This is a genomic window from Peptococcaceae bacterium 1198_IL3148 (genome assembly GCA_036763105.1).
Classification (GTDB): domain Bacteria; phylum Bacillota; class Desulfotomaculia; order Desulfotomaculales; family Desulfohalotomaculaceae; genus JBAIYS01.
In genome coordinates this window covers 191,952-215,027 of sequence record JBAIYS010000001.1, presented here as the reverse complement: position 1 = coordinate 215,027, position 23,076 = coordinate 191,952, and the positions used below count along the sequence as shown (strand labels likewise).

Annotated in this window: 20 protein-coding genes; 9 read left to right on the top strand and 11 right to left on the bottom strand. The window is 41.0% G+C overall.

The features are described 5' to 3' along the window. Positions 1-27: 27 nt before the first annotated feature. The 3 genes from V6C27_01130 (at position 28) to thrC (ending at position 2,533) form a co-directional block, all read left to right on the top strand. Complete coding sequence (locus V6C27_01130; GenBank protein MEG6615029.1) at positions 28-195, top strand: hypothetical protein; 168 nt, start codon at positions 28-30, stop codon at positions 193-195. A gap of 135 nt (positions 196-330) precedes the next feature. Further along, positions 331-765 carry an OsmC family protein gene (locus tag V6C27_01125; GenBank protein MEG6615028.1) on the top strand — a complete coding sequence of 145 codons (435 nt, stop codon included), beginning with the start codon at positions 331-333 and terminating at the stop codon, positions 763-765. A gap of 22 nt (positions 766-787) precedes the next feature. After that, the gene (thrC, locus tag V6C27_01120; GenBank protein MEG6615027.1) at positions 788-2,533 is read left to right on the top strand and encodes a threonine synthase; all 1,746 of its coding nucleotides are present in this window, start codon (positions 788-790) and stop codon (positions 2,531-2,533) included. A 106-nt stretch (positions 2,534-2,639) separates the two neighbouring features. On the opposite strand, the gene V6C27_01115 is transcribed toward thrC, so the two are convergent. Further along, positions 2,640-5,027 carry a diguanylate cyclase gene (locus V6C27_01115; GenBank protein MEG6615026.1) on the bottom strand — a complete coding sequence of 796 codons (2,388 nt, stop codon included), beginning with the start codon at positions 5,025-5,027 and terminating at the stop codon, positions 2,640-2,642. A gap of 203 nt (positions 5,028-5,230) precedes the next feature. Between V6C27_01115 and V6C27_01110 the strand changes: the two genes are divergently transcribed. Then, the gene (locus V6C27_01110) at positions 5,231-6,211 is read left to right on the top strand and encodes a copper amine oxidase N-terminal domain-containing protein (GenBank protein MEG6615025.1); all 981 of its coding nucleotides are present in this window, start codon (positions 5,231-5,233) and stop codon (positions 6,209-6,211) included. A 57-nt stretch (positions 6,212-6,268) separates the two neighbouring features. Here the strand turns inward: V6C27_01110 and V6C27_01105 are convergent, their stop codons facing one another. Further along, positions 6,269-7,009: a ferritin-like domain-containing protein gene (locus V6C27_01105; protein MEG6615024.1), complete on the bottom strand. Its 741-nt coding sequence runs from the start codon at positions 7,007-7,009 to the stop codon at positions 6,269-6,271. 239 nt (positions 7,010-7,248) lie between these two features. Here V6C27_01105 and V6C27_01100 point away from each other — a divergent pair, with 239 nt between their 5' ends. Both V6C27_01100 and V6C27_01095 read left to right on the top strand, forming a co-directional pair. Then, on the top strand, positions 7,249-7,623 hold the full coding sequence (locus V6C27_01100) for a BlaI/MecI/CopY family transcriptional regulator (protein MEG6615023.1): 375 nt from the start codon (positions 7,249-7,251) through the stop codon (positions 7,621-7,623). Between the two features lie 13 nt (positions 7,624-7,636). After that, positions 7,637-9,415 (top strand): BlaR1 family beta-lactam sensor/signal transducer, encoded by a 1,779-nt coding sequence (locus V6C27_01095; protein ID MEG6615022.1) that lies wholly within the window; start codon positions 7,637-7,639, stop codon positions 9,413-9,415. Between the two features lie 47 nt (positions 9,416-9,462). On the opposite strand, the gene V6C27_01090 is transcribed toward V6C27_01095, so the two are convergent. The 6 genes from V6C27_01090 to V6C27_01065 form a co-directional block, all read right to left on the bottom strand. After that, entirely contained in the window at positions 9,463-10,311 is an 849-nt protein-coding gene (locus V6C27_01090; protein MEG6615021.1) for a penicillin-binding transpeptidase domain-containing protein, read from the bottom strand. 344 nt (positions 10,312-10,655) lie between these two features. Further along, positions 10,656-11,846 carry an MFS transporter gene (locus V6C27_01085; GenBank protein ID MEG6615020.1) on the bottom strand — a complete coding sequence of 397 codons (1,191 nt, stop codon included), beginning with the start codon at positions 11,844-11,846 and terminating at the stop codon, positions 10,656-10,658. A 471-nt stretch (positions 11,847-12,317) separates the two neighbouring features. Further along, the gene (locus tag V6C27_01080) at positions 12,318-13,250 is read right to left on the bottom strand and encodes an ABC transporter substrate-binding protein (GenBank protein MEG6615019.1); all 933 of its coding nucleotides are present in this window, start codon (positions 13,248-13,250) and stop codon (positions 12,318-12,320) included. 55 nt (positions 13,251-13,305) lie between these two features. Then, the gene (locus V6C27_01075; GenBank protein MEG6615018.1) at positions 13,306-14,325 is read right to left on the bottom strand and encodes an iron ABC transporter permease; all 1,020 of its coding nucleotides are present in this window, start codon (positions 14,323-14,325) and stop codon (positions 13,306-13,308) included. Beyond that, positions 14,325-15,398, bottom strand: a complete 1,074-nt coding sequence (locus V6C27_01070; protein ID MEG6615017.1) for an iron ABC transporter permease — start codon at positions 15,396-15,398, stop codon at positions 14,325-14,327. The genes V6C27_01075 and V6C27_01070 overlap by 1 nt, the downstream gene beginning before the upstream one ends. A 12-nt stretch (positions 15,399-15,410) precedes the next feature. Beyond that, a complete protein-coding gene (locus V6C27_01065; protein MEG6615016.1) occupies positions 15,411-16,205 on the bottom strand; it encodes an ABC transporter ATP-binding protein in 795 nt (264 codons plus the stop codon). A gap of 425 nt (positions 16,206-16,630) precedes the next feature. On the opposite strand from V6C27_01065, the gene V6C27_01060 reads away from it, so the two are divergent. The 3 genes from V6C27_01060 to V6C27_01050 all read left to right on the top strand — a co-directional run bounded on the left by V6C27_01060 (position 16,631) and on the right by V6C27_01050 (position 20,189). After that, entirely contained in the window at positions 16,631-16,918 is a 288-nt protein-coding gene (locus V6C27_01060) for a hypothetical protein (GenBank protein ID MEG6615015.1), read from the top strand. Between the two features lie 53 nt (positions 16,919-16,971). Then, positions 16,972-17,973, top strand: a complete 1,002-nt coding sequence (locus V6C27_01055) for a type II toxin-antitoxin system antitoxin SocA domain-containing protein (protein ID MEG6615014.1) — start codon at positions 16,972-16,974, stop codon at positions 17,971-17,973. 188 nt (positions 17,974-18,161) lie between these two features. Then, entirely contained in the window at positions 18,162-20,189 is a 2,028-nt protein-coding gene (locus V6C27_01050) for a thioredoxin domain-containing protein (protein ID MEG6615013.1), read from the top strand. A gap of 46 nt (positions 20,190-20,235) precedes the next feature. Here V6C27_01050 and V6C27_01045 read toward each other — a convergent pair whose 3' ends face one another. The 3 genes from V6C27_01045 to V6C27_01035 are packed head-to-tail and all read right to left on the bottom strand — an operon-like array spanning position 20,236 to position 23,035. Then, positions 20,236-21,015 (bottom strand): ABC transporter permease, encoded by a 780-nt coding sequence (locus V6C27_01045; protein MEG6615012.1) that lies wholly within the window; start codon positions 21,013-21,015, stop codon positions 20,236-20,238. Further along, positions 20,979-22,355 (bottom strand): FtsX-like permease family protein, encoded by a 1,377-nt coding sequence (locus V6C27_01040; GenBank protein MEG6615011.1) that lies wholly within the window; start codon positions 22,353-22,355, stop codon positions 20,979-20,981. The genes V6C27_01045 and V6C27_01040 overlap by 37 nt, the downstream gene beginning before the upstream one ends. After that, positions 22,352-23,035, bottom strand: coding sequence for an ABC transporter ATP-binding protein (locus V6C27_01035; protein ID MEG6615010.1), 684 nt, complete (start codon positions 23,033-23,035; stop codon positions 22,352-22,354). The genes V6C27_01040 and V6C27_01035 overlap by 4 nt, the downstream gene beginning before the upstream one ends. Positions 23,036-23,076 lie beyond the last annotated feature (41 nt).

Here is a 23,076-nt window from a genome sequence, read left to right as displayed (position 1 = left end):
GAAACTGGATAAAAGGAGTTGATATAAATGGCCGACCTTAAAACCAAGCAATCGGAACCGGTAATCACTGCCGAAGCCAGTTACCAAGATGAATGGTATGACTTGTTACCCGTTGAGAAAAAACTGATTAAATATTCGTTGGGCTTGGGAATTGGGTTGTTGGTGGTGTTTGTTTTGATTTTTAAAGTTTTTTAGTATCACCAGCCGGTATTTTTTAAAATACCGGCTGTTTTTATCTTAATAGTGGTTTTCTTAATGGGTTGCCTTGTTTGTCAGGGCCTCTGCATTGTATAATGGATAGAAATTAATAAAATAGAGGTGTATATAACCATGCCAAAGGTAACGGTGGAATGGGAAGGGAAAATGAAGTTTTCCGCCACAGATGAAAGTGGACACACCATCACGATGGACGCCCCAACGGCAGCCGGGGGAGATAATACAGCGCCTACCCCGCTGTCCTTAATTTTGATGTCGGTGGCAGGTTGTAGTGGTATTGATATTGTGTCTATTTTAGATAAGATGAAAGTTAAGGTGGAGCAATTTAATATTGAAGTTGAAGGTGAGCGGGTTGATGACAACCCCAAAGTTTTCAAGACGGTAAATGTGGTGTACAAGTTAAAGGGAGAACACTTACCCCCAGATAAGGTTGAACGGGCAGTGAAACTATCTGTGGACAAGTATTGTTCGGCAGTTCATATTGTCAATAAAACGGCGCAAATGAAATTTACATATGAAGTTAACGGCGAAAGATTTGCATTGCAATAAAACCTGTTCAGGATATCATTTTGTGTATATGCTGCAGTGTCGCGATGGATCCCTTTATACAGGTTATACGATTGATATTGAACACAGATTGGCCGAACACAACCAGGGTCGAGGTAGCAAGTATGTGCGCTCCCGACTGCCGGCGAAGTTGGTATACTATGAAACATATAACAGCAAAGAAATTGCTATGCGCAGGGAAGCACAGATAAAAAGGCTACCCAAGCAACTCAAGATTCAATTAATTAGAAACCATTTATACGGAGGAACAGATATGCAATACTTTAGCACCAGGGGACAGGCTCAACCGGTTAACGCGGCCCAGGCAATTAAACAAGGTATTGCTTCGGACGGCGGTTTGTTTGTTCCGGAACAGTTTACTATCATATCCGACGAATTACCGCGTTTGGTAAACCTGTCATACCCCCAATTGGCCAGTGAAATATTGTCCCGCTATCTTACTGATTACACTATTGAAGAAGTAAACCAATGCGTAAACAATGCCTATAATAATGAAAAATTTGATCATCAAGATATCGCGCCGGTGCAGTCGTTGAATGATGATGTACATATTTTGGAACTGTGGCATGGCCCAACCTGTGCCTTTAAGGATATGGCTTTACAAATACTGCCGCATCTGTTGAAGTTGGCGGCTGAAAAGACTGGGGAAAGTGATGAGATAGTTATTTTGGTGGCCACCTCCGGCGACACCGGTAAGGCTGCACTGGAAGGGTTTAAAAATGTGGCCGGTACTAAAGTAATTGTCTTTTTCCCAGACAACGGTGTCAGTGAGGTCCAACGTTTGCAAATGCTCACCCAAGAGGGTGATAACGTTAATGTGGTGGCAGTGGAAGGCAATTTTGACGACTGCCAAAGTGGTGTCAAAGGGATTTTTGGCGACGCAGCCTTTAATCAAAGAATTAAAGCCAATAGCTATACTTTTTCATCTGCCAATTCCATCAATTGGGGCCGATTGCTGCCCCAGATCGTATATTACTTTTCAGCATACTTTAACTTAGTTAGAAATAACCGCTTAGAAATGGGCCGGCCTGTTAACTTTGTGGTTCCCACTGGCAATTTTGGCAACATACTGGCCGGGTATTATGCTAAACAAATGGGCTTACCGATAAACAAGCTAATCTGTGCCGCCAATGCCAACAATGTGCTGACGGACTTTATAAAAACCGGTAGCTATGATCGCAACCGTGACTTTTTGCAGACGGTATCTCCATCGATGGATATTTTGATTTCCAGTAACTTAGAGCGGTTGTTATTTGAATTGACCGGACGCAATGCCCGTCAGGTTAGTGAATGGATGAACCAATTGAAACAACAGGGGAAATATGCTGTTGATGCCACCACTAAAAAGTTGGTACAGAACTTTTTTTGGTCCCACTATGCCAACGATGAAGAAACACTGGCCACTATCAAGACAGTGTGGGAGCAATATCATTATTTGATGGATACCCATACTGCGGTGGCATATAAAGTATATTGCGACTATCGGCGGGAAACCGGTGACACAACAAAGACCATTATCGCCTCCACTGCCAGCCCCTTTAAGTTTAACACCAGCGTGGCCCAGGCGGTGATGGGATCAGAGGAATTGGCTGATCAAAATGAGTTTGCCCTGTTGGATAAACTGGCCAAATTCAGCGGTTGGTCAATACCTGCTGGTTTAAACCAATTGGATCAAAAACCGGTGAGGCATAACAAAAAGGCAACTGTTGCGGGAATAGACGCGGCGGTGGCGGAAATACTTGGGTTATAATTATGAATTAGGAATTTTAAATGAATTTTGAATGAAGGAAGGGCGCCTTTGGCGCCCTTTATCTTTAATAATAAATTAGCTATTCACAATTTAAAATCCTAAATTGCTAGTTGAAGATGCATTTGGTAAATAATTCAATCAATTCCGGGTCAAACTGGGTGCCGGCGTTGTTAACTAACTCGTCCATGGCTGCCCGATAGCTGAGGGCCTTTTTGTAGGGTCGATCTGTGGTCATGGCATCAAAGCTGTCGGCGATGGCGGCAATCCTACCAAAAAGAGGTATATCCTTACCCTTTAAACCGTAGGGATAGCCTTTACCATCATAACGCTCGTGATGATATAAAATTACCGGAATTGATTTGTGCAATGTCGGTAGTTCCTTAGCAATGTCAGCACCGATTAACGGGTGCTTTTTGATAATTTCATATTCATTATCAGTTAGCCTGTCAGGCTTTAGCAGAATGGACATGTCCACCTTTATTTTGCCGATATCATGGAGGAAGGCTCCGTATTTTAAATAATTTATTTCTGTTTCCGGCAAGCCTAGCTTTTTGCCCAATGTTTCGGCATATTGCACCACTCGTTCCGAGTGTTTATAGGTGTATTGATCTTTGGCATTAATGACAATATTTAAAGTTTTGATGGTGCTAATGGTATTGTTATCATAATGTCGGGTATTGCTTTGCAAGTCATCCAGCACTGTGCAATACATAACCACATTGTTTTTAGTTTGTTTTGCTTTATACATTGAGTAATCTGCCTGTTTGATCAAGTCTTCTTTGTTGGCGGCGTTACTTGGGAAACAAGATATGCCCACAGAGGCGGTAACTTTAATGTTGCAATCGTTGCTAAGTATTTTAAATTCCTTATTACCAATAGCTTCCACCAGGCGGGTTCCATAAGCCAACGCCTCCTGCTTACAACTAATTGTCGGTAAAATGGCGGTAAACTCTTCACCACCGTAGCGGGCTACAAATCCCTCGACAAAAATATCTCGAATTAAGTTGGCAATTTCAATCAGTACTTCGTCTCCGGCTTGATGACCATATAAGTCGTTAATTTGTTTAAAATTATCGATATCGATGATATAAAGGGCAAACTGATCTTGATGTTCTTTAGCTCTCTGGATTTGAGCCGTAAGTTTTTCTTGAAAAGTTCTGTGATTGTACAAGCCGGTGAGGTAATCGGTGGCTGCCTTTAATTCTAAAGAACTGTTCAGAAGAAACATTGTGGTCATGTTACGGCTGAAATCTTGGAATTGCTTGAGTAGAAAAGGCAGGCACATTTGCAATTCCGCTTTACCCTTTAACACCGCTATGGCCTTGTCACGACAGGTGTCATAGCCACAGGCACCACAATTTAATAGGTCCTCTTTAGTTTCTTTGCCAGTTTGTTTTAAAACTTCCCAGATTTCCTCTTCGCTAAATAGTTTTTTGATGCGTGGTTGCTTGTTGGTAAAGTAGCGACCACAGTCCAGGTGTGGTTCCAGTTGCGCAAATTGGTACGGGGTCTGATAATCTCCATCTTTGCTTTCCTTTTCAGCATAGTCAATGATTTTTTTCTTTTTATTAAAACAAAGCTCGCCACTACCTATTTCTGCACCAGAGGTACAGCCATCACAGGCTAAAAGATCTGCAATAGTTGGGGATAGCGAGCCGCAACTAATACTTTTTAAGATACTTTTACATTTAACGGGGCCATTGGCCTCTACCACCGCCAACGAACTGACATCTTGGTGCAAGTCCAAAGTTTTTAGTAAACCACCGGCCAAGGGGAATAGTCTAGCAATATTGGCACCGGGGGTGTCCCAGCCCCTTTCGTCCTCCGGCAGTGACTGCAGGTTTAAGTCAACTTGTTTAAACCACTCTTTCAACTGCTTAAAGGTAATTACCGCATCAATGGAGTTTCCGGCATAACCTGTGACCGTTTCTGCTTTTTTAGCTATACAGGGGCCAATAAAAACTGTGTTACAATTGGGATATTTATGCTTGGCAATGTCACCAGTAATCATCATTGGTGATTTGATTGGTGCTAGTAAATTAATTAGGTGGGGAAAATGCTTTTCTACCATTAAAACAACCGCTGGGCAAGGGGTAGAAATTATCGTTTTTTTATCAGTGGTTGCCAACAATTGTTGGTACTGATGGGCGCATATTTCGGCCCCATATGCCACCTCAAAAATATAGGTGAAGCCCAACCGACGCAATCCGCTGATCAGTTGGCGGGGTTTGCAGTTAAAGGTTGCGGCAAAGGACGGCGCTATAATGGCCACCATCTGTTCGCCACGGTTTAACCACTCTTTTACCAAGGGGATATCGTTATATACTACTTTAGCCCCTTGGGAGCAAACCCTAACGCAATTGCCACATAAAATGCAATCCACTTTCGAAATGGTAGCAACGCCGTTTTGAAAGGTAACGGCGTTAACTGGGCAAGCCCGTACACAGGCATAGCATCTACGGCAGAGATCGTTGTTTGTGAAAAGTATTTCCATGTTATTATCACACCTATTAGGTTAAATTATGGTATATTTCTACAGTAATGCACTAAAACCTTTTTAAATATTTGTTATTATTTAACATTATATTTTTAGGTGCTTATGTATCATGTCGGTTACCATTGGTTATTGTTATTGCAACCTTTTGTTGCGCTCAGCCGTCTTATATGTGAAAACTACTGAAAAGGGGTATCTACATTATGAATTTCAAAAAAATATTTGCCGGACTTTTGGTGACTATGTTGGCGTTGCCAGCGGTTACAGCCTTCGCTGCTGACACTGGGGATACGACAATTGTTAGTGATGTAAAACAAATTAATGAACAATCTCACTTCAACTCTTTTACTGGCACAGTTAAAAAAGTAACCGAACGTGAAGGTGTGGCAGGTTCCAAACTTGTGTTGGTAGAAAATGAAAAAGGGATAGAGGCAAACATTATTGTATCTGATGATACCTATATTCTAAATGACGTTGAAATAGCTGTAGGGTCTGAAATCACTGGATATTATGACAGCAATGCACCGATGATAATGATTTACCCTGTGCAATACAGCGCTGAGGTTGTGGCTATTGACAGCAAAGACCAAAATATTAAAGTTGACATCTTTGATAAAAATCTGGTTAGTGCTGATCATACATTAAAACTAAATATTTCTAATGATACAGAAGTTATCTCCGCCGATGGCAAATCCTTTGCTGGTCGGTTGGCCAGCAAAAAACTGGTGGTTATATATGACGTAGCCACCAAAAGTATTCCCGCCCAAACAACCCCCACTAAAGTGGTTGTATTAGATGGGGAACAAGCCATTGCACCGCTTTATGATGTTTCCACCATGGAAATGGTTGTGAATAACGAGAAAATAGAAGCTCCGGCAGCTTATACTAATGAGCAAGGCACTGTGATGGTGCCACTGCGTGCCATCGCCGATGCCTTAGCACTTGATGTGCAATGGGATGACCAGTTAAAAAGTATTATCCTGGATAAAGGCATTTCTCTAAAAGTAGGGGAAGACAACTATCTTTACATGGGTAATACCCCCATCCAATTAGGCACTGCTCCAGCGCTGGTGGAAGGTACAACATATGTTCCTTTAAGCTTCTTCAGGGATGTGCTGCAGATGAATAACGCCTATGTGTTCGAAGCTCAAATTGTAATAGATAATGGAGAAAAAATGCAATAATGAGGAAATGAATGAAGGAAGCCAATTCATCTTTTATGGAGTTGGCTTCCTTCGGTGTTATTGCAACTTAGTAGCTGGATCCATCGGCCGATCACCGGCAATGTCTATATTACCATCTAGTAAGTGATTCATGCCCCGCACCAACGTATCGTCTTCAAGTACACTGTAAAGGTGATAGCCCAGGTCTTCTCGGTCCAGAAGGACCTCTTCCAAAACTTCGATGGTTCCCCAGTCCTTAAGTTCATGGGCACGGGTAATCTGTTTGCGTAACATTTCTTGGATTTTTAGTTCATGTTCAAGGTCATTGCGGATAAAGTCCCGCATTGTATAACGGCCTTCCACCTCATGTTTAATATAGGATAGCTCATGTTGTGTGACCGGGTGAGCGGTGGGTACACCTCCCAGGCGAGCAACCCGCTCGCCGATTTTATCAATATGATCTTGGGTTTTATCCCTATGCTCCGCCAGAAGTTCGTGCAAACTTAAAAATGCTTCAGCACCTTCGCTCATCCAATGGTGTTTGTTGTACTGATGCATAGCCACGTGTAGAGCACACTGATGGTCGTCTAACATTAACGCCATTTCCAATCTGGTTTCATAGGGAAGTCCGATACCGGCACCAACTTTTTTTACCGTTCTTGGCTGTTGACGTAGAATCATCTCGTGATTGGTGTCATGTCCGGGCGTATTCGGTTGAAATCCTGATTTATCGAGATTGAAATTGCCCCCAAAATTTTTTAGGTTGGTCATAGCCATATTTATGTCGGTGGTGGGGGATGGCTGCTGCATTTGTTCCATATCTAATCAACTCCTATATATTGTTTTGATACAGTTATTATTAGCAGTTATTCCGCAATTATGTATTGGTATCAAAAATAACCAGATTAATGTCTTTTTTGTTTTCACATACCTGTGACCTCATGACCTCATTACTCTGGTGGTAACCAGGGAATTAGGCCTTACTACATTGACAAGGCAGAACAAACAGAGTATGATTAAACCCAAGAATTACAATTGTAATACTAGAGGGGTGTACCATGAGACAATTGCCAAAAATATCGGATGCTGAGTGGCAGGTTATGAAGGTCATCTGGTCTGAATCACCCGCTACAGCCAATGATGTAATTAAAAAACTAGACGGGGTTATAGCGTGGAATGACAAAACCATCAAGACCTTGCTAGGAAGGTTGGTAAAGAAAGGAGCAATCTCTTATCAAAAAGAGGGGAGAACTTATGTTTATTATCCCCTTGTTTCCGAAGAGGAGTGCATTAAGGCGGAAAATCGCTCCTTCTTAAAAAGAGTCTATGATGGGGCACTTAGTGTCATGTTTGTTAATTTTCTTGAGCAGCACAAGTTATCCCAAAAAGAAATTGAGGAGCTAAAAGAAATTTTGGACAAAAAAGGGCAGTGAGGGGGTATTTTAAATGGGGTTTTTAGTTTTTATCCCTTGGCTGCTAAAGACATCCTTGGTGGGAAGTATTCTGGTTGGGCTAATTATATTCATCAGGTCTATTTTTAAAAATAGACTGGGGCCCAAATGGACTTATCTATTATGGTTTCTTCTAATTATTCGGCTCATCTTGCCTGTTGCACCTGAAAGCCCCCTTAGCATATTAAACCTGTTACATTTATTTGAGCCTAAATCGGTTGAAAATTATATACAGGATGGTCAAAAATTGTTAGGAATAGAAACCAAACCCGGTCACAGGGAAAGTTTTCAGGAAATGGAACATCATAGCATAGCCGTAGAGAGAGGAATGACTCCCCTCGGTCTCTTTACGATAATTTGGGGACTTGGGGTTTTTGCACTTTGTGCCCACACGACATACCTTAACTTACGGATAAGAGTAGGTTTAAGGAAATGCAAAGTAATAAAGGATCCTGTTGTTTTGGGTCTTTTTAGACAATGTCAGAGTGAATTAAATAGTAAAGATAATGTCATTCTTGTAGAAGGTACCATTTCTAAGATACCACTGGTAATCGGTGTTATAAAGCCTTACATAGTATTACCTTTGGGGACAAGGGCTAATTTAACCCAGGCAGAATTGAGATATGTCCTCTTACATGAATTAGCTCATGTTAAGAGAAAGGATCTTTGGGTCAATTGGCTACTGTATATTTTGCAAATTATGCATTGGTTTAATCCATTTATCTGGTATGGGTTTTATCGTCTGCGGTTAGACAGAGAGGTTTGTTGTGATGCCACTGTTTTAGCCCATTTGAGAACGGAAGAATTCAGAGATTATGGTTTGGCACTGATTTCCTATCTGGAGAAGTTTCCTTATTGGTCACCGTTAATACCGGTAAGCTCTTTTGGAGGAAGTCCGTTTAAGGAGCGAATAAGCCGAATTGCTACCTCTAATAAGCAGGCAGACAAGCAAGGATATTTCCTTATGACAGTTATTTTTTTACTTATGGCATTAATTACCCTTTCGGACGCTGAGGAGGCGAGTTCGTATCATAACGTTAAAATAAAACAACTCGGCGATGTAAAAATTGTCGGTTTAGATCAGTACTTTCATGATTATGCCGGCAGTTTTGTGTTATACAATTTGAATGATGACCGGTATGAAATATATAATGCTGAAACAAGCAGCAAGCGATTCTCCCCATTTTCAACCTATAAAATTGTCAGCTCATTAATTGGGCTTGAGACCGGAGTAATTAACGAAAAAACTGTAATAAGCTGGGATGGGACATTGTACCCTGTTGAATCTTGGAATCAGGATCATTCTCTGGTGTCTGCTATTAGAAAATCGGTTAACTGGTTCTTTCAGGAGGTTGACTCAAGGGTAGGAGAAAAGGAAATCAAAAGGTATTTTGAACAAATAGATTATGGAAATTGTGATATTTCAGGTGGTATAAAAGAGTTTTGGCTTGAATCTTCTCTTCGAATCAGTCCTATTGAACAAGTGGAATTTCTAAGAGATATGTATACATATAAATTACCCTTTGCCCCAAGCAACGTTGATGTGGTTAAAAGAGCCATGCGTATATCAGAACAACCGGGGGCGGTGCTGTCAGGGAAAACCGGTTCGGGAATTATTAACGACAAGATTGGAATTGGCTGGTATATCGGATATGTGGAAAAGGGCAAAGACGTGTTTGTTTTTGCCACCCATATTCAGGGCAACCTTAGCGCAGATGGAAAAATGGCAGCCAGCATAAGCAGGCAAATTCTCCAAGACAAAAATATATTATAGCATCTAATCAAAAAAACCGTTATGCTTAAGCATAAACGGTTTTCAATTTATTTAAGGGAAAATTCCTCGGGTAAATATTTCAAGCTCTTTAAAGCATCAACTGTGATGTCTCTTGCCACAAAGCCTGCTGGGGGGTCCTCCTTGTTTACCAATCCTTCCACATTAGTAGCAAACACTTTGATTTGGTCGCCGTTTTTCAAATATCCTACAAACCAACCAAATCCGTTTTGGCTTGAACCAGTTTTGCCTGCAAACTCAGTGTTGCCGATTTTTTTTATCACCATAATCTCTTTAACATCTTGCTGAACCTGCTGGTCAAAGGATAGGCTATTTGTGCATAGTTTTTCCAAAAAAGAGATCTGTTCTAAGGCCGAGATTTTTAAAGACCCCTGGTCTAACCAAAAATCGTCAATATTACCCTTACTTATGTCTTGATTACCATATTCATTTTCAGTTATGTATTTTTTCATTGTGTCAGCGCCTATGTCCGGAGCCAATTCTTGGTAATACCAAACAACGGAATTTGCAAAGGCAGATTGTAAATCATGATCTTGGTTCCACGTCGATATAGGATGGAGGGCCCCGTCCCATTTTTTGGTGGAATTATCCTTGTGTATGACGCCGCTTTGTAATGCGACGAGAGAATTCATAATTTTAAACGATGACATCGGGGAAAAGCTTTTTTGAGCGTTCACCTCGTTGTATATATCCAACTGACCAGATTGAATATCCTTTACCACCAAGGTACCAGTTATATCTTTGAAAGATTTGGATAGGTCAACGATATTCTGAACAGGTTTTTCGGGCGGACCTTGTGCTATACTTTCTGTGTTGGGGCTGCACCCAACCACTATTGTAAGTGCAAGCAATAGAAACAGTAGCTTAATTGTTTTCAAGGGCTTGACCTCCTTTAATTTTAATAAATGATAGGCTTTGAGAAGCTTCGCACGCATAAAACTGTCTTAAACAAACTAATGCTCCAATGGTTAAATAACGCACCTCCTTCCAAGAATGTCTATTCAGATTACACTTGTAAATCTATATATAGATTACACTTGTAATCTATAATTGTCAACATTAAAATATTTTTTGCGCGCGACCAGCTAAGCCTGACCCAGCGTGAGTGGCAACACTTGCAGCACTATGCGGAGGTCCAAACCTTAATAGACCCAGAGAGCATGGACAGAGAAAACTGGGAATCGATACCAGCCTAATTATCAAGCTGGTATCGATTCCTATGCTATTTCGTCTTGGTAGCCACAAACCCATTTAGAATAATTAAAGCGCCTATTATCGAAAATAGAGTTGAAACGCTTGTTAACTCTATTAATATTCCGGCCATCGCGTATCCAATTGGAGTTGCAAGGAGTGATAGACTGGTAACAAAACTAAATACTCGTCCCAGTAAATGCGGCTCAATTTCTGTTTGAATATAGGCATAAAATGGTGCAGAAAATATTGGGCCAGATAAACCCACTAAGCTACTCAGTACAACAAATACATAGAATAGCGATGGTGTAAGAAACCCAGAAACGAATAAAGCAACACCCATCAACATCATTCCTACGGCCATTGTTTTTACTTTACCAAAGCGGTCTCCTAATACACCTATTATCGAGCCCCCAGCTATTAAACCAATGGCAAAGACGATTTCAACTAACCCTGCTTCTACAACACCTTTTTCAAAATGATTTCGTGTCATAAGTGGAAAGTAAGTGCCCAGTGGAATGTAAAGAAGAGCTACAACGGTCATGACCATTGTTAACTTCAAAACGATGGGATGTTTTACAATGGCCTGATATCCTGCTTTCATTTCTGCCATGAAGTTGCTGGCAAACTGTTCCTCTGTTCTGGATACTCTTGGAATGTGAATAAATAGTAAAACGCTGCTTGCAATAACTGCCCCTAAAACATCTAACAATAACACCCATTCAAGCGAACTAACCGCAAGTAACGACATACCTACTGCTGGCCCGGCAATATTGGAAATAGAACTCACCGTCTGACCCCATCCGGCAACATTTGTCAGATGCTCTTCCGGCGCAAGTAATGGTATTGAAGCTTGCATTGCCGGCATATGAAATGCGGTTGCAAGTGAACGAACAACTAAAATGAGTAGGACTAATGCGATATTCGGCTCGCTAAAATACATCGTTATAAATAACAGTAAACTCCCCAGCGCGACAGTAATATCTACTAAAATCATCATGGCTTTACGAGAGTGACGATCAGTTAACGTTCCGGCCAATGGTCCAATCAATGCTTGCGGTAAAAATCCTGCCAATCCTGCCAGCGTTAATATAAGTGGTGAACCTGTTGTATCTGTTAACCACCAGATAATACTAAATTGAACAGCGGCACTACTTAGTAGTGAAAAGAATTGTCCTGTATATATGGCAAATAATTTGCGTTTCCAATGTTTATTTTCCATTATTACTAATACCTCCCACATAAAAATCACAGACAATCTGTCTGTGACTTAGAGTAAAGGGGAAATAGCCTATTTTTTTAGACTTGGGTTAATAAAGGTTGCCGTCACCAAATAAACCTCTCACTTCACTAAAAATGGGGGAATGACACAAAGATAAAGGAAGGCAGAATGATCCGCCTTCCTTCACATTACACAACTTATATTTGAAATGAAGATTATTAAAAAAGGACAGACTAATCCCGTTTACTCTACATACACAAACAGAGCCTTTGAACGTATTTAATTAACAGTTCAAAGTTGGGAAACGTAGTCTCATTGAGTGTGTCACTTTTTAATAATCCCCCTTATCGTTTAAAAGTACAGTGACTATTATAGAACGCCCTTTAGAAAAAGTCAATCTGAGCATGGTTAATAGCAAAAGACACAATGCCGCTTCAGGCAGTATTGTGCCTTTTCACATGTAATTGCTTTTTACTCAGCTTTTTCTAAGAATAATGCGGTAAATAATTTTACTTGTTCACGAATGGCAATGGGGTCGTAGCGGTAGAATTTGTCAAAGTCATTGACAAAGAAAGTATCATTTTTGACCGCATCTAAATTTTTATAAATAGACATGTCTTGTAATTTTGCCATTGCTGTTCCGGTATTTTCCGGATCGTACACAGTCATAAACATGTAGTCTGCTGCATATTCAGCCAATACTTCCTTGGAAATTTCGGAATACCCATCGCCTTCCATAATGTCTTTTTGAATTTTTTCAGGGGCTTTGAAGCCTAATGCATCGTATAATACCTGTCCGCCACGGCCAAAGTTTTTGCCAAATACCCATAGTTTATCATCGGCTGTTAATTCATAAATGCCTACGGTGGTATTTTCATCCACAACATCTTTCAGCTGCTCTTTGGCATCGGCTACGGTTTGATCATATTCAGCTGCAAAGGCTGCTGCTGCTTCTGGATCGCCGGTAATATCGCCAAATAACTCTAGTGCACTCTTAATATCGGATGTTGCATCCCAAGGAATATAAAGCGTTGGGGCAATTTTGGAGTATTCTTCATAATGATCTTCATACATGGTAATAATTAAATCCGGTGCTAATTCAACAATCTTTTCTACGTTCATCGGTGTACCTAAGTCTGTTACATTCTGCAGTTGATCTTGAATAAATGGATGGGTAAAGGCATCGGAATCTGCTCCCACAAGATTACCTGCAACTGCTAATACTTCCCCGGCATAGTAATCTGTTACAATCCGTTGCGGATCTACTGGAATTTCCACATCTCCTTTAACGGTTTCCAATACCCTGGTTTCACTGGCGGCGGTTTGGTCTTTATTATCGCTTGAGCCAGATGAGCCACAAGCAGCCAGTACAAAAGCAAGGGCCATCACCAGAAAAGTGGTCAAAAGTTTTTTCTTATACATATCGATTTCTCCTTCATTTTGTTATTAACCTAGTAGATTAGACTTTAGAGCGTGCCAGTAAATATAAGAAATACGGCGCACCAATAACTGCTACCACAATACCGGCGGGAATTTCAGTAGGCCCTAGGAGTGCCCGGCCTAAGGTATCCCCTAACAGAACTAACAAGCCGCCTAATAGAGCAGCAACCGGTAGATAATATTGATGTTTTCCACCAATGAGCTGTCGGGCTAAATGCGGGGCAATTAAACCGACGAAGCTAATGCTGCCGCTCACCGAAACACTTGCTGCAGCCAAACAAACAGCAGCAAACAACAAAAGTCTGCGTTCTTTTTCCAGATCGACACCTAAACCAACCGCCAACTGATCCCCTAAATTGAGGAGATTGAGAACATTGACCTTGTAATAAACAAAGGGCAAGATAATGATCATCCATGGCAACAAAGCTAATACATAATCCCACGAAGTCGTGCCAATATAGCCCGCAAGCCATAGGGCAACGGTTTCATAGCGTTCCGGTGTTAAACGCAATGTCAACACAATCATGGCGGCATTAATGCCCGCTTGAATTGCCACCCCGGTTAAAATTAATCTGGTAGGCATAATGCCCTCTTGGCGTTTAAATGCTAATACATAAATAACCACTGCTGCCAAAAGGGCACCGCTCAACGCGAACAGGGGAACAAAATAGGCAGCGCTTAAAACACCTGTAGGTATAAGGGTAACAAAAAATAAAATGGCTAAGCCTGCACCGGCATTGATGCCTAGAATTCCAGGCTCTGCCAAAGCATTTCGCGACACACTTTGTAAAACGCAACCGGATACTGCCAATCCCATTCCCACTAAGACGGACAACACAATGCGCGGTAAACGAAATTCATATAATATCAAATTTTGCTGGTTGGTCCCATTTCCTAAGAAGGTTTGCACTACTTCGGCAGGGGACATGCTGCTGGCCCCTGTATTGATACTGAACACAAATGTAAATATCAGCAGAGCAAAAGATGATGCCAAGATCAGCCTAAATTTATGTGCCTTTGATTGTAAAACATGTTCCATTAGAATCCTCTCCCCCCTTTTCTTGCTAAGTAAAGGAAGAAAGGCACCCCGATTAAAGCAATCAGTGCGCCGATGGGCGTTTCATTTGGTGGATTCACCATCCGGGCACACAAATCAGCCAACACCATAAATAAACTGCCAATCACAATTGAGTTAGGAATAATCCAACGATAATCGTGACCAACTAAAAACCGGGTAATATGAGGAATCATTAATCCCACAAAGCTCACCGCTCCCACAACGGATACCGCAATTCCCGCTAAGATCAGTACCAATAGAGAGCCGGCAAGCTTTATTAAGCCTGGACGTTTGCCAAGCCCTATTGCCACCTCATCCCCCAAGCTCAGCAATGTAATGGAGCGAGATAAAAAAAGCGCCCCGATAAATGAAATCACCACCCAAGGTAACATCAATTTAAGATTATCCCAGGTTGTTCCCGATACATCTCCAGCAAACCAAAAGGCTAAATCCTGGGCTAAATCAAAATGAAGAGCGATGCTTTGGCTGAGCGAAGACAGCAACGCACTGACCGCCGCCCCTGCCAAAACCAGTCGCATTGGCGTCAAACCAGCCCGGGACATCGAGCCAATGCCAAAAACCAGCACCGTACCGATTGCTGCTCCCACAAAGGCAAACAGCATTAAATACTTGTATGATAAACCTGGGAAAAAAGCCAAGCTGACGGCAACCATAAAGGCGGCCCCTGCATTTAATCCCAATAGACCAGAATCCGCCAGCGGATTTCGGGTCATGCCTTGCATAATAGCTCCCGCCACTGCAAAACAAGCTCCGATAATGGCAGCACCCAGTACCCGGGGCAGGCGTATCTCTTGAATAATTTGGTGAGCTGTCACCTCACCACTAAAAGAAAAAACAGCAGACCACACTGTCAGTAAATCAATATCCGCGGCACCGAAAGAAATGGATAGTCCGATGCACAATAACAGCGCCATGGTGCCCAAAATTAGTACAGTGACACCGGCAACGGGTTTAGATTTAGCCTCTATTTCAACGTTTTCATGAGCTTCATGTTCAGTAGCTGGCATTAAATATTCCTTCTTTGAAATAATCACAGTTAATTCACCTTAGTTAATTTCTTTAGTTAATTGATAAGTAAGGCAAATTGGATGGTGGCTAAAGGGGCAATCCGTTATCACTGCTTGAATGTCAAAAACCGCAGTCATATTTGCACAGGTCATCACTTCATTTGGTGTACCCTCAGTTACAATGGCGCCATCCCTCATGGCTATTAAATAGTCTGAGAAGCGGGAGGCATGGTTCAAATCATGCAACACCATCACAATTGTTTTGCCTTGTTCCTCGTTTAAACGCTTTAGAAGCATTAATATGTCCAGTTGATGTGCTAAATCTAAATATGTTGTGGGCTCGTCCAATATTAAAATATCGGTATCTTGGGCCAATGCCATGGCGATCCATACCCGCTGCCTTTGACCGCCGGAAAGGGCTGCCACAGGACGATCGCGAAGCTCATTTAAGCCCGTTGCCTCCATTGCCCAAAGCACAGCTTGTACATCCTCTTTGCTCATTGAGCCATAACCCTTTTGATATGGAAACCGCCCATAGGATATCAGCTCATAAACAGTTAGTCCCGAAGGGGTTTCTGCTGTTTGTGGTAAAATGGCCATTTTCTTGGCAACTTCCTTTGTCGACATTTGATGTATGGCTTTTCCGTCCAAGTACACGGTACCCTTTCGGGCCTTTAATAGTCTGGAAACAGTTTTTAATAATGTTGATTTTCCACAACCATTGGGTCCGATAATGGTTGTTATTTTATTTTCGGGAATGGTAACACTCAAGCCGTCGATGATTAAAGAACCACCATAACCAACCTCGATTTGTTCAACAGTAAGCGCTGACATAAGAAAATATCACCCTCCGCACCATATTTATGAAAATGATAATTATTATCAATATTATATTAACTATGTTAAACAACAATCCACCATTGGTCAATACGGTAATTACTGGAATACCTACAGTTTTAGGCATATCCTCCCTCCGGGGCTTTTTCTATGCCTAAAATGTTAAACACTAAATTAATGATACGTAAAATAAATAAAATGTATCTATTAGTACGCTTAATATTGTATTCTTGGTATATTTAGTATACAATTTTAATATAATAGAAAAAGAGGAGTGACCGGGACTTGAACTCCAATACAAACAAAACAGGTAAATATGCGGATATTGCCCCCGATGAGATAAAAGAATATCTTGCTAAATTCCAAAATCAATATTAGACGGGAAATATATTATTTCCAAAGGGCCTAATAGACAGGAAAACATGGATTTTATTGAGGATTATAAAATTGATACAAAAAAGGAAAAAGAAATATTATTAGGAATTCAATATGATGATTTTTGTTACGCTGTTGATAATGAGAAAGAAGAATTTGCCCATGAGAAATTGTACATATTCTGTAAGTGCCAAGAGTTAGATTACTGGGGCACTTTAGAATCTGTTGACATATATATTAAAATCAATATGACCCAATCAAAAAGTGGGGATAACTTCATAATAGTGGTTTCTTTTCATAAAAGGAATAAGCCGATTAAATATCTATTTAAATAGTTTGATTGTATAGAAATCAGATTTAATACTATGGGTAAAAAGGAGGTAATTTAATGTTAGGGTTTTGTGAGAACTGCCATGAAATGGCTGAATACTCTATTAAAAACATACCAAAACAAAAAAGCATCAAAGGTAAAAATATTGAGTATATGGGTAAAGAGGCTTACTGCAATGAGTGTGGGAGTGAAATGTTTGTAGCTGACATTCGTGATTATAATTTAACGATGTTGGATAAAGCGTACAGAGAAAACGAAGGGTTGATTACAGTATCGGAGATTGAGCTGATATTAAAAAAGTATGATGCGGGGAAAAGACCCTTGTCCTTATTGTTAGGTTGGGGGGAGGGCACCTTAACTAGGTATCTGGATGGGGATATTCCTACAAAGCAATACTCCGATATGTTAAAAAAAATTCTTATTGACTCTAACTATATGAAAGAAATATTGGAGCAAAATAAAGATAGGGTTACAGATGTGGCGTACAGACGGATAATTCATGCTTTAGAGAATGACGAAATAGCAGTAAATGCTACTATAGAACCGGAAGAAAAAATTGATTACGTCGTAAGGTATCTGCTGGCTAACTCTGCTGATATAACGCCGTTAGCTCTACAAAAGCAATTGTATTTTGCCCAGGGGTTTCATATAGCTTTTACGGGGGAGTATTTATTCCACAATAACTGTGAAGCCTGGGTGCATGGCCCTGTATTTAGAAGTGTTTATTTTAAATACAAAGATCGCGGTTATAATCCGATTGAAGAAGAGGATTATGAATATGGGGAGATAAAATTAACAACTGTGGAGAGGGAACTTCTAGATAGTATTATTAGAAATTTTGGCTGTTACAGTGGTAAGGTTTTAGAAGAAATGACTCATGCAGAAGAACCATGGCGAGTTACTAGAATGGGTTTAAGGGACAACGAAAGCTCAAATAGAATAATAGCCAAAGAACTAATAGCTGAATACTTTAATAAAGTTAAATCTAAACACGGTATGCTCAATATATCTGATATTAAAGATTACAGCACTGACCTTTTTAATAAGCTTTATAAGTAGAAAAGTTCTAACTTGTAAAAATCCATGGGAAGATAAGTAAATAATTTTGTCAAATACGTTAGAAAATACAAAGGAGATAGATATAAAAATTATCTCCTTTTTTCTCATCCAAAATCGTCATCATTTAGTCATCAAAACAACTGTATTTGTCATCAGTCTGTCATCAAGTTATGAGAGGATGTATTCAAATGACTAATTCCAGAAAGGCAAATCGACTTATAAAAGAAAAATCACCTTACTTATTACAACATGCTTATAACCCTGTAGACTGGTATCCGTGGGGTTTAGAAGCTTTTGAAAAAGCCAAGGCAGAGGGTAAACCAATATTTCTAAGCATTGGCTACTCCACCTGCCATTGGTGTCATGTGATGGAAAGGGAATCCTTTGAGGATGAGGAAGTGGCAGCTGTTTTAAATCAGCATTTTATTGCCATTAAAGTGGATCGGGAAGAAAGGCCAGATATTGACCAAATATATATGACTGTTTGCCAAGGGCTAACTGGGCACGGAGGGTGGCCGCTGACAATTGTCATGACCCCAGACAAAAAGCCCTTTTTTGCCGGTACATATTTTCCCAAACATTCCCGCTATGGCATGCCCGGGCTGTTGGATGTGTTAAATTCTATCCAAATTAAGTGGCAGCAGGATCCCCAAGGTTTGGGAGAGATGGCCAGTCAGATAATTACATCTTTGAATCAACAAGGGACTCCAGATTCAGGTGAATTTACCGATGACACCTGCCATAAAGCCTATGCTTCCTTTAAAGCAGATTTTGACTCTGTTTATGGCGGCTTTGGTTCAGCCCCTAAGTTTCCCACTCCTCATAATCTAATGTTTCTTTTGCGGTACTATAAAAAATACCAGCAACCAAAGGCGTTGGCAATGGTAGAAAGGACGTTGGAGCAAATGTACCGGGGGGGCATATACGATCACATCGGCTTTGGTTTCTCGCGCTATTCCACCGACAATAAGTGGTTGGTTCCTCACTTTGAAAAAATGCTTTATGACAACGCACTACTGGCCATGGCTTATTTGGAGGCCTATCAGATTACCCAGAAAGATCTTTACCGCCAAGTTGCTAAAAGCATCTTTGAGTATGTGTTAAGGGATATGACCTCCCCAGAAGGTGGGTTTTATTCGGCTGAAGACGCCGATAGCGAAGGAGAAGAGGGAAAGTTTTATGTTTGGATGCCACAAGAAATCGTTAACATTCTGGGAGAAAAAGAAGGTGCGGATTTTTGTAATGCTTATGACATTACTAAAAAGGGTAATTTTGAAGGCAAAAGCATTCCCAACTTAATTGAAGCTGACCTCGGTAATGAGAACTTAGCTCGCCTGCAACGGCAGTGCCGTCCGCAGTTATTTGCCGAGCGGGAACGGCGGGTGCATCCATATAAGGATGATAAAATACTCACCGCTTGGAATGGTTTAATGATTGCTGCCTTAGCTAAAGGGGCCCAAGTCTTGCAAGACCAACGTTATGGTGAAGCAGCAGAAAGGGCGGTTAAGTTTATTTACCAAAGGCTTTTTAACGATCAGGATAGATTGCTGGCCCGTCACCGGGAAGGTGAATCGGCCTTTCCGGCCTACCTTGATGATTATGCTTTTTTAACTTGGGGTTTGTTAGAGTTGTATAATGCCACCTTTAAATTTGAATACGTTGAAAAGTCTCTTAAACTCACTGATGATATGGTTAATTTATTCTGGGATCAACAACAGGGCGGCTTCTTCTTTTATGGCAGTGATGGCGAGCAACTAATTACCCGGCCTAAAGAAATATATGACGGTGCCATGCCCTCAGGAAACTCAGTGGCGGCATTAAACTTAGTTCGTATAGCGCGGATTACCGGAGAAGAACGATGGCAACAATATGCCGATGAGCAAATTATTGCCTTTGCCGGCGAGGTGGAAAAATACCCGAAGGGTTACTCGCTATTTGTGATGGCGGGGTTGCTTCATCAGGAATCCCCTTTAGAGATTGTAATCATTGGAGACCGGCAAAGCGATGAAACTCAACAAATGATAAAAACTGTCCAAACTCAGTTTATACCCGAAGCAACATTGGTGTATAAGCCCCAAAATGCTGAAATTGCACTACCTCTGTTAAAGGGACGAGATACCGTTGGCGGTAAAACAACCGCCTATATTTGTAAAGACTTTGCCTGCCAAGCCCCGATTACCAGCAGTGAAGAACTACTAAAACAAATCAATATCTGAAGCGAAAAAACTCGATCTATTAAAGACCGAGTTTTTTAATTGCAACCTAGATGTTTTCCTGCTTTAGGGCATCGATAATGTTTTCTTTTTTGACCTTGGCGCTGGCGTATAACATTGCAGAGGTAACGATGATAAACACCGCGGCAATGACGTATAAAATGCTTGCCCATGGTAGTGTAAATCCATAACTAAAGCTGTGTTGTAGTGATCTGTGGATTAGATACATTACAACTATGCTGATTGGAAGCCCGTAGAGCAACGCTTTGACGCCATAAAAAATACTTTCATAGTTGATCATTTTGTTAAAGCCCTTTGGTGTCACACCGACTGATTTCAGCATTGCAAACTCCCGTGTGCGTAGCGAAATGCTGGTGGAGACGGTGTTAAAAATGTTGGCAATAGATATCAATGTAATTAACACGATAAAGCCATAGGTAAACACTGACATTAGCAGGATTATCTGCTCTTCTTGTTGTCTAGCTTGGAACAGATTGTGAACATACACATTGTTATTTTTCATATCTTCAATTTGATGCTGTGTTTTTAATGGTTCATTGCTTTTGAGAAAGAGTTTGGTTTGAACATTGGTGCTGGCAACCTCTTTATCACCAATCAATTGATCCATCACCTGTTGGGAGACAATGATATTTAATCCACCTAACCCCGTTGGGAAGACACCCATCGGAGTCTGATCTGTCAAGGCGGCAATTTTTATTTTATTCAAATAGCTCTCTTCTTCTGTTTCCAAATCAGTGTAGAACAAATCAATGTTTTGACCAACTTCTGTATTTATAGTCTTGGTTTCCACATATTTTCTGGTTGCCATATCTTTATAAGGGATGGTATCAATGACAATTCCAGATAAACTATCTGAATTTTGTAGCTAAGCTTAACATCAGTTGTTTGCCGAATGGCATCAATGGCAGAGATCTTAGATGCTTTTTTGGCTGGCAGGTAGGTGGAAATAAAAATTGTTAGTATTGAAACTGTACAGGCAACCAAGATGGATGCTGGGGTGACGGATACCGTTAACTTCTCAGTTGCGCTAAAGATTCCTTGGATCATCGGATTAATGCACCAAAAGGTAATGCCAATTCCCAACAGACCGGAAATGATGCCAAGGGGGATGCTGATTAAACCAATGATTGCACCCTCAAAAAATACTGAGTTTCTCTTCTGCCTTTTGGTAGCGCCAACACTGGCCAGCATGCCTAAATGACGAGAACGCTCTGAGACCGAAATGGCAAAGGCGTTATAAATTAAAGAAACTGAACCGATGACAATGACCGCCATAATGGTGGCAGATAATGAGTAGAGGGTGCTATGCAAGTTATCGTTATCGGTGACACCATAATAGCGCAGTAAACTATTATTAAAATCCACTTTTTTGATGTTGTTTTGCTGAGCCAGTTCTTCTGCATGGACGTATAATGACCGGTTGATTTTATTCAATACAACGGTGGCATTGACGGTATTATTTGTACTAACCATGCTTTCATCTATATAACCAATGACTGTATATCCCGGCGCCCATGCCGGTTCCCAAGTGGGGCGCTTTATAATGCCGACAACTGTGTAGTTTTCCGTTTGGTCGGTTTTTATGGTTTCGTTTTTTTCACCGTCCATCGTTTGTAGTGGCTCATACTGGGTCAGCACTTTGCCACTGGCTTCTCCTTCAGCGATCAATCGTTGGCCAATATTAAGTTGGATACTATCACCAATCTGGTATTCTACTTTGGCGTTGTCAGTAATTTCTTCTGAGAGTACAACTTCATTGGCCACTTGCGGTAGCCGTCCTTTACTTAACTCAATGGGAAACTGCTTAAAGCCCTGGGGATTATATTCCTTGATAAACAAATATGGTTTATAGTCATTTTGTCCCCCTTCTAAAAGGGCATAGCCACGATCTTTGGAAACCACAAGGGTTTTGGTTGCCTCATCGTTTTTAATGGCCTCAAGCTGATCTTTGTTCACATCCTTATAAAGAACATGCCATTCTCCTTCAGTGGCAATGACCTGCCTTTGAAATAATTCCATAAAGGACACCCCAAGGGTGGTAACCGCTGTCACCATGGCGACGGAGATAATTACACCAATAATTGTCACCAACGTGCGCCTTTTGTTTTGCTTTAAATGTCTGATGGTTAGTTTGTTGACAATGTTCATGGACGAATCACCTCATCTTTGGCAATCCTGCCATCTTCAATGGATATTACCCGATCTGCTTGCAGGGCAATGCGCTCATCGTGGGTAATAACCATCAAGGTTTGATTGTAGGTTTTATTGAACATTTTTAATAGGTCGATGATTTCGCCACTGTTCTTGCTATCTAAATTCCCAGTTGGCTCGTCTGCCAGCATCACGGTAGGATTACTGATTAGCGCTCTACCAATGGAGACCCGTTGTTGTTGCCCGCCAGAAAGCTGATTGGGCAGATGGTGCAAGCGATTTTCTAAATTTAATATCTTCACGATGTCGTTAAACTGTTTTTTATCCACCTGATGTTCATCCAGCAACAAGGGCAATGTAATATTTTCTTCTACCGTTAGCACCGGAATTAGGTTGTAAAACTGATAAATCAAGCCAATTTGTCTGCGCCGGAATATGGCCAGTTGGGTTTCATCAAGTTGATAGATGTCGGTGTTATCAACAAAAACCTTGCCGCTCGAAGGTCTATCCACACCGCCAAGCAGGTGCAAAAGTGTTGATTTTCCTGACCCCGAGGGACCGATAATGGCGATAAATTCACCTTTGTTCACAGAAAAGGAGACATCATCAAGGGCCTTTACTGCTGTTTCGCCTTGGCCATAAATTTTAGACAGATGTTCTATTTTGAGTATTTCCATAGTAAAACCTACATGATTTGATGGCTTCAGTATATCTGCCT

Coding starts and splice junctions, on each gene's coding strand:
- V6C27_01110 (MEG6615025.1), top strand. CDS start 5,231: ATGAATTTCAAAAAAATATTTGCCGGACTTTTGGTGACTATGTTGGCG.
- V6C27_01050 (MEG6615013.1), top strand. CDS start 18,162: ATGACTAATTCCAGAAAGGCAAATCGACTTATAAAAGAAAAATCACCT.
- V6C27_01125 (MEG6615028.1), top strand. CDS start 331: ATGCCAAAGGTAACGGTGGAATGGGAAGGGAAAATGAAGTTTTCCGCC.
- V6C27_01100 (MEG6615023.1), top strand. CDS start 7,249: ATGAGACAATTGCCAAAAATATCGGATGCTGAGTGGCAGGTTATGAAG.
- V6C27_01060 (MEG6615015.1), top strand. CDS start 16,631: ATGGATTTTATTGAGGATTATAAAATTGATACAAAAAAGGAAAAAGAA.
- V6C27_01065 (MEG6615016.1), bottom strand. CDS start 16,205: ATGTCAGCGCTTACTGTTGAACAAATCGAGGTTGGTTATGGTGGTTCT.
- V6C27_01105 (MEG6615024.1), bottom strand. CDS start 7,009: ATGGAACAAATGCAGCAGCCATCCCCCACCACCGACATAAATATGGCT.
- V6C27_01095 (MEG6615022.1), top strand. CDS start 7,637: ATGGGGTTTTTAGTTTTTATCCCTTGGCTGCTAAAGACATCCTTGGTG.
- V6C27_01115 (MEG6615026.1), bottom strand. CDS start 5,027: ATGGAAATACTTTTCACAAACAACGATCTCTGCCGTAGATGCTATGCC.
- V6C27_01045 (MEG6615012.1), bottom strand. CDS start 21,015: ATGGCAACCAGAAAATATGTGGAAACCAAGACTATAAATACAGAAGTT.
- V6C27_01040 (MEG6615011.1), bottom strand. CDS start 22,355: ATGAACATTGTCAACAAACTAACCATCAGACATTTAAAGCAAAACAAA.
- V6C27_01055 (MEG6615014.1), top strand. CDS start 16,972: ATGTTAGGGTTTTGTGAGAACTGCCATGAAATGGCTGAATACTCTATT.
- V6C27_01035 (MEG6615010.1), bottom strand. CDS start 23,035: ATGGAAATACTCAAAATAGAACATCTGTCTAAAATTTATGGCCAAGGC.
- V6C27_01075 (MEG6615018.1), bottom strand. CDS start 14,325: ATGGAACATGTTTTACAATCAAAGGCACATAAATTTAGGCTGATCTTG.
- V6C27_01130 (MEG6615029.1), top strand. CDS start 28: ATGGCCGACCTTAAAACCAAGCAATCGGAACCGGTAATCACTGCCGAA.
- V6C27_01085 (MEG6615020.1), bottom strand. CDS start 11,846: ATGGAAAATAAACATTGGAAACGCAAATTATTTGCCATATATACAGGA.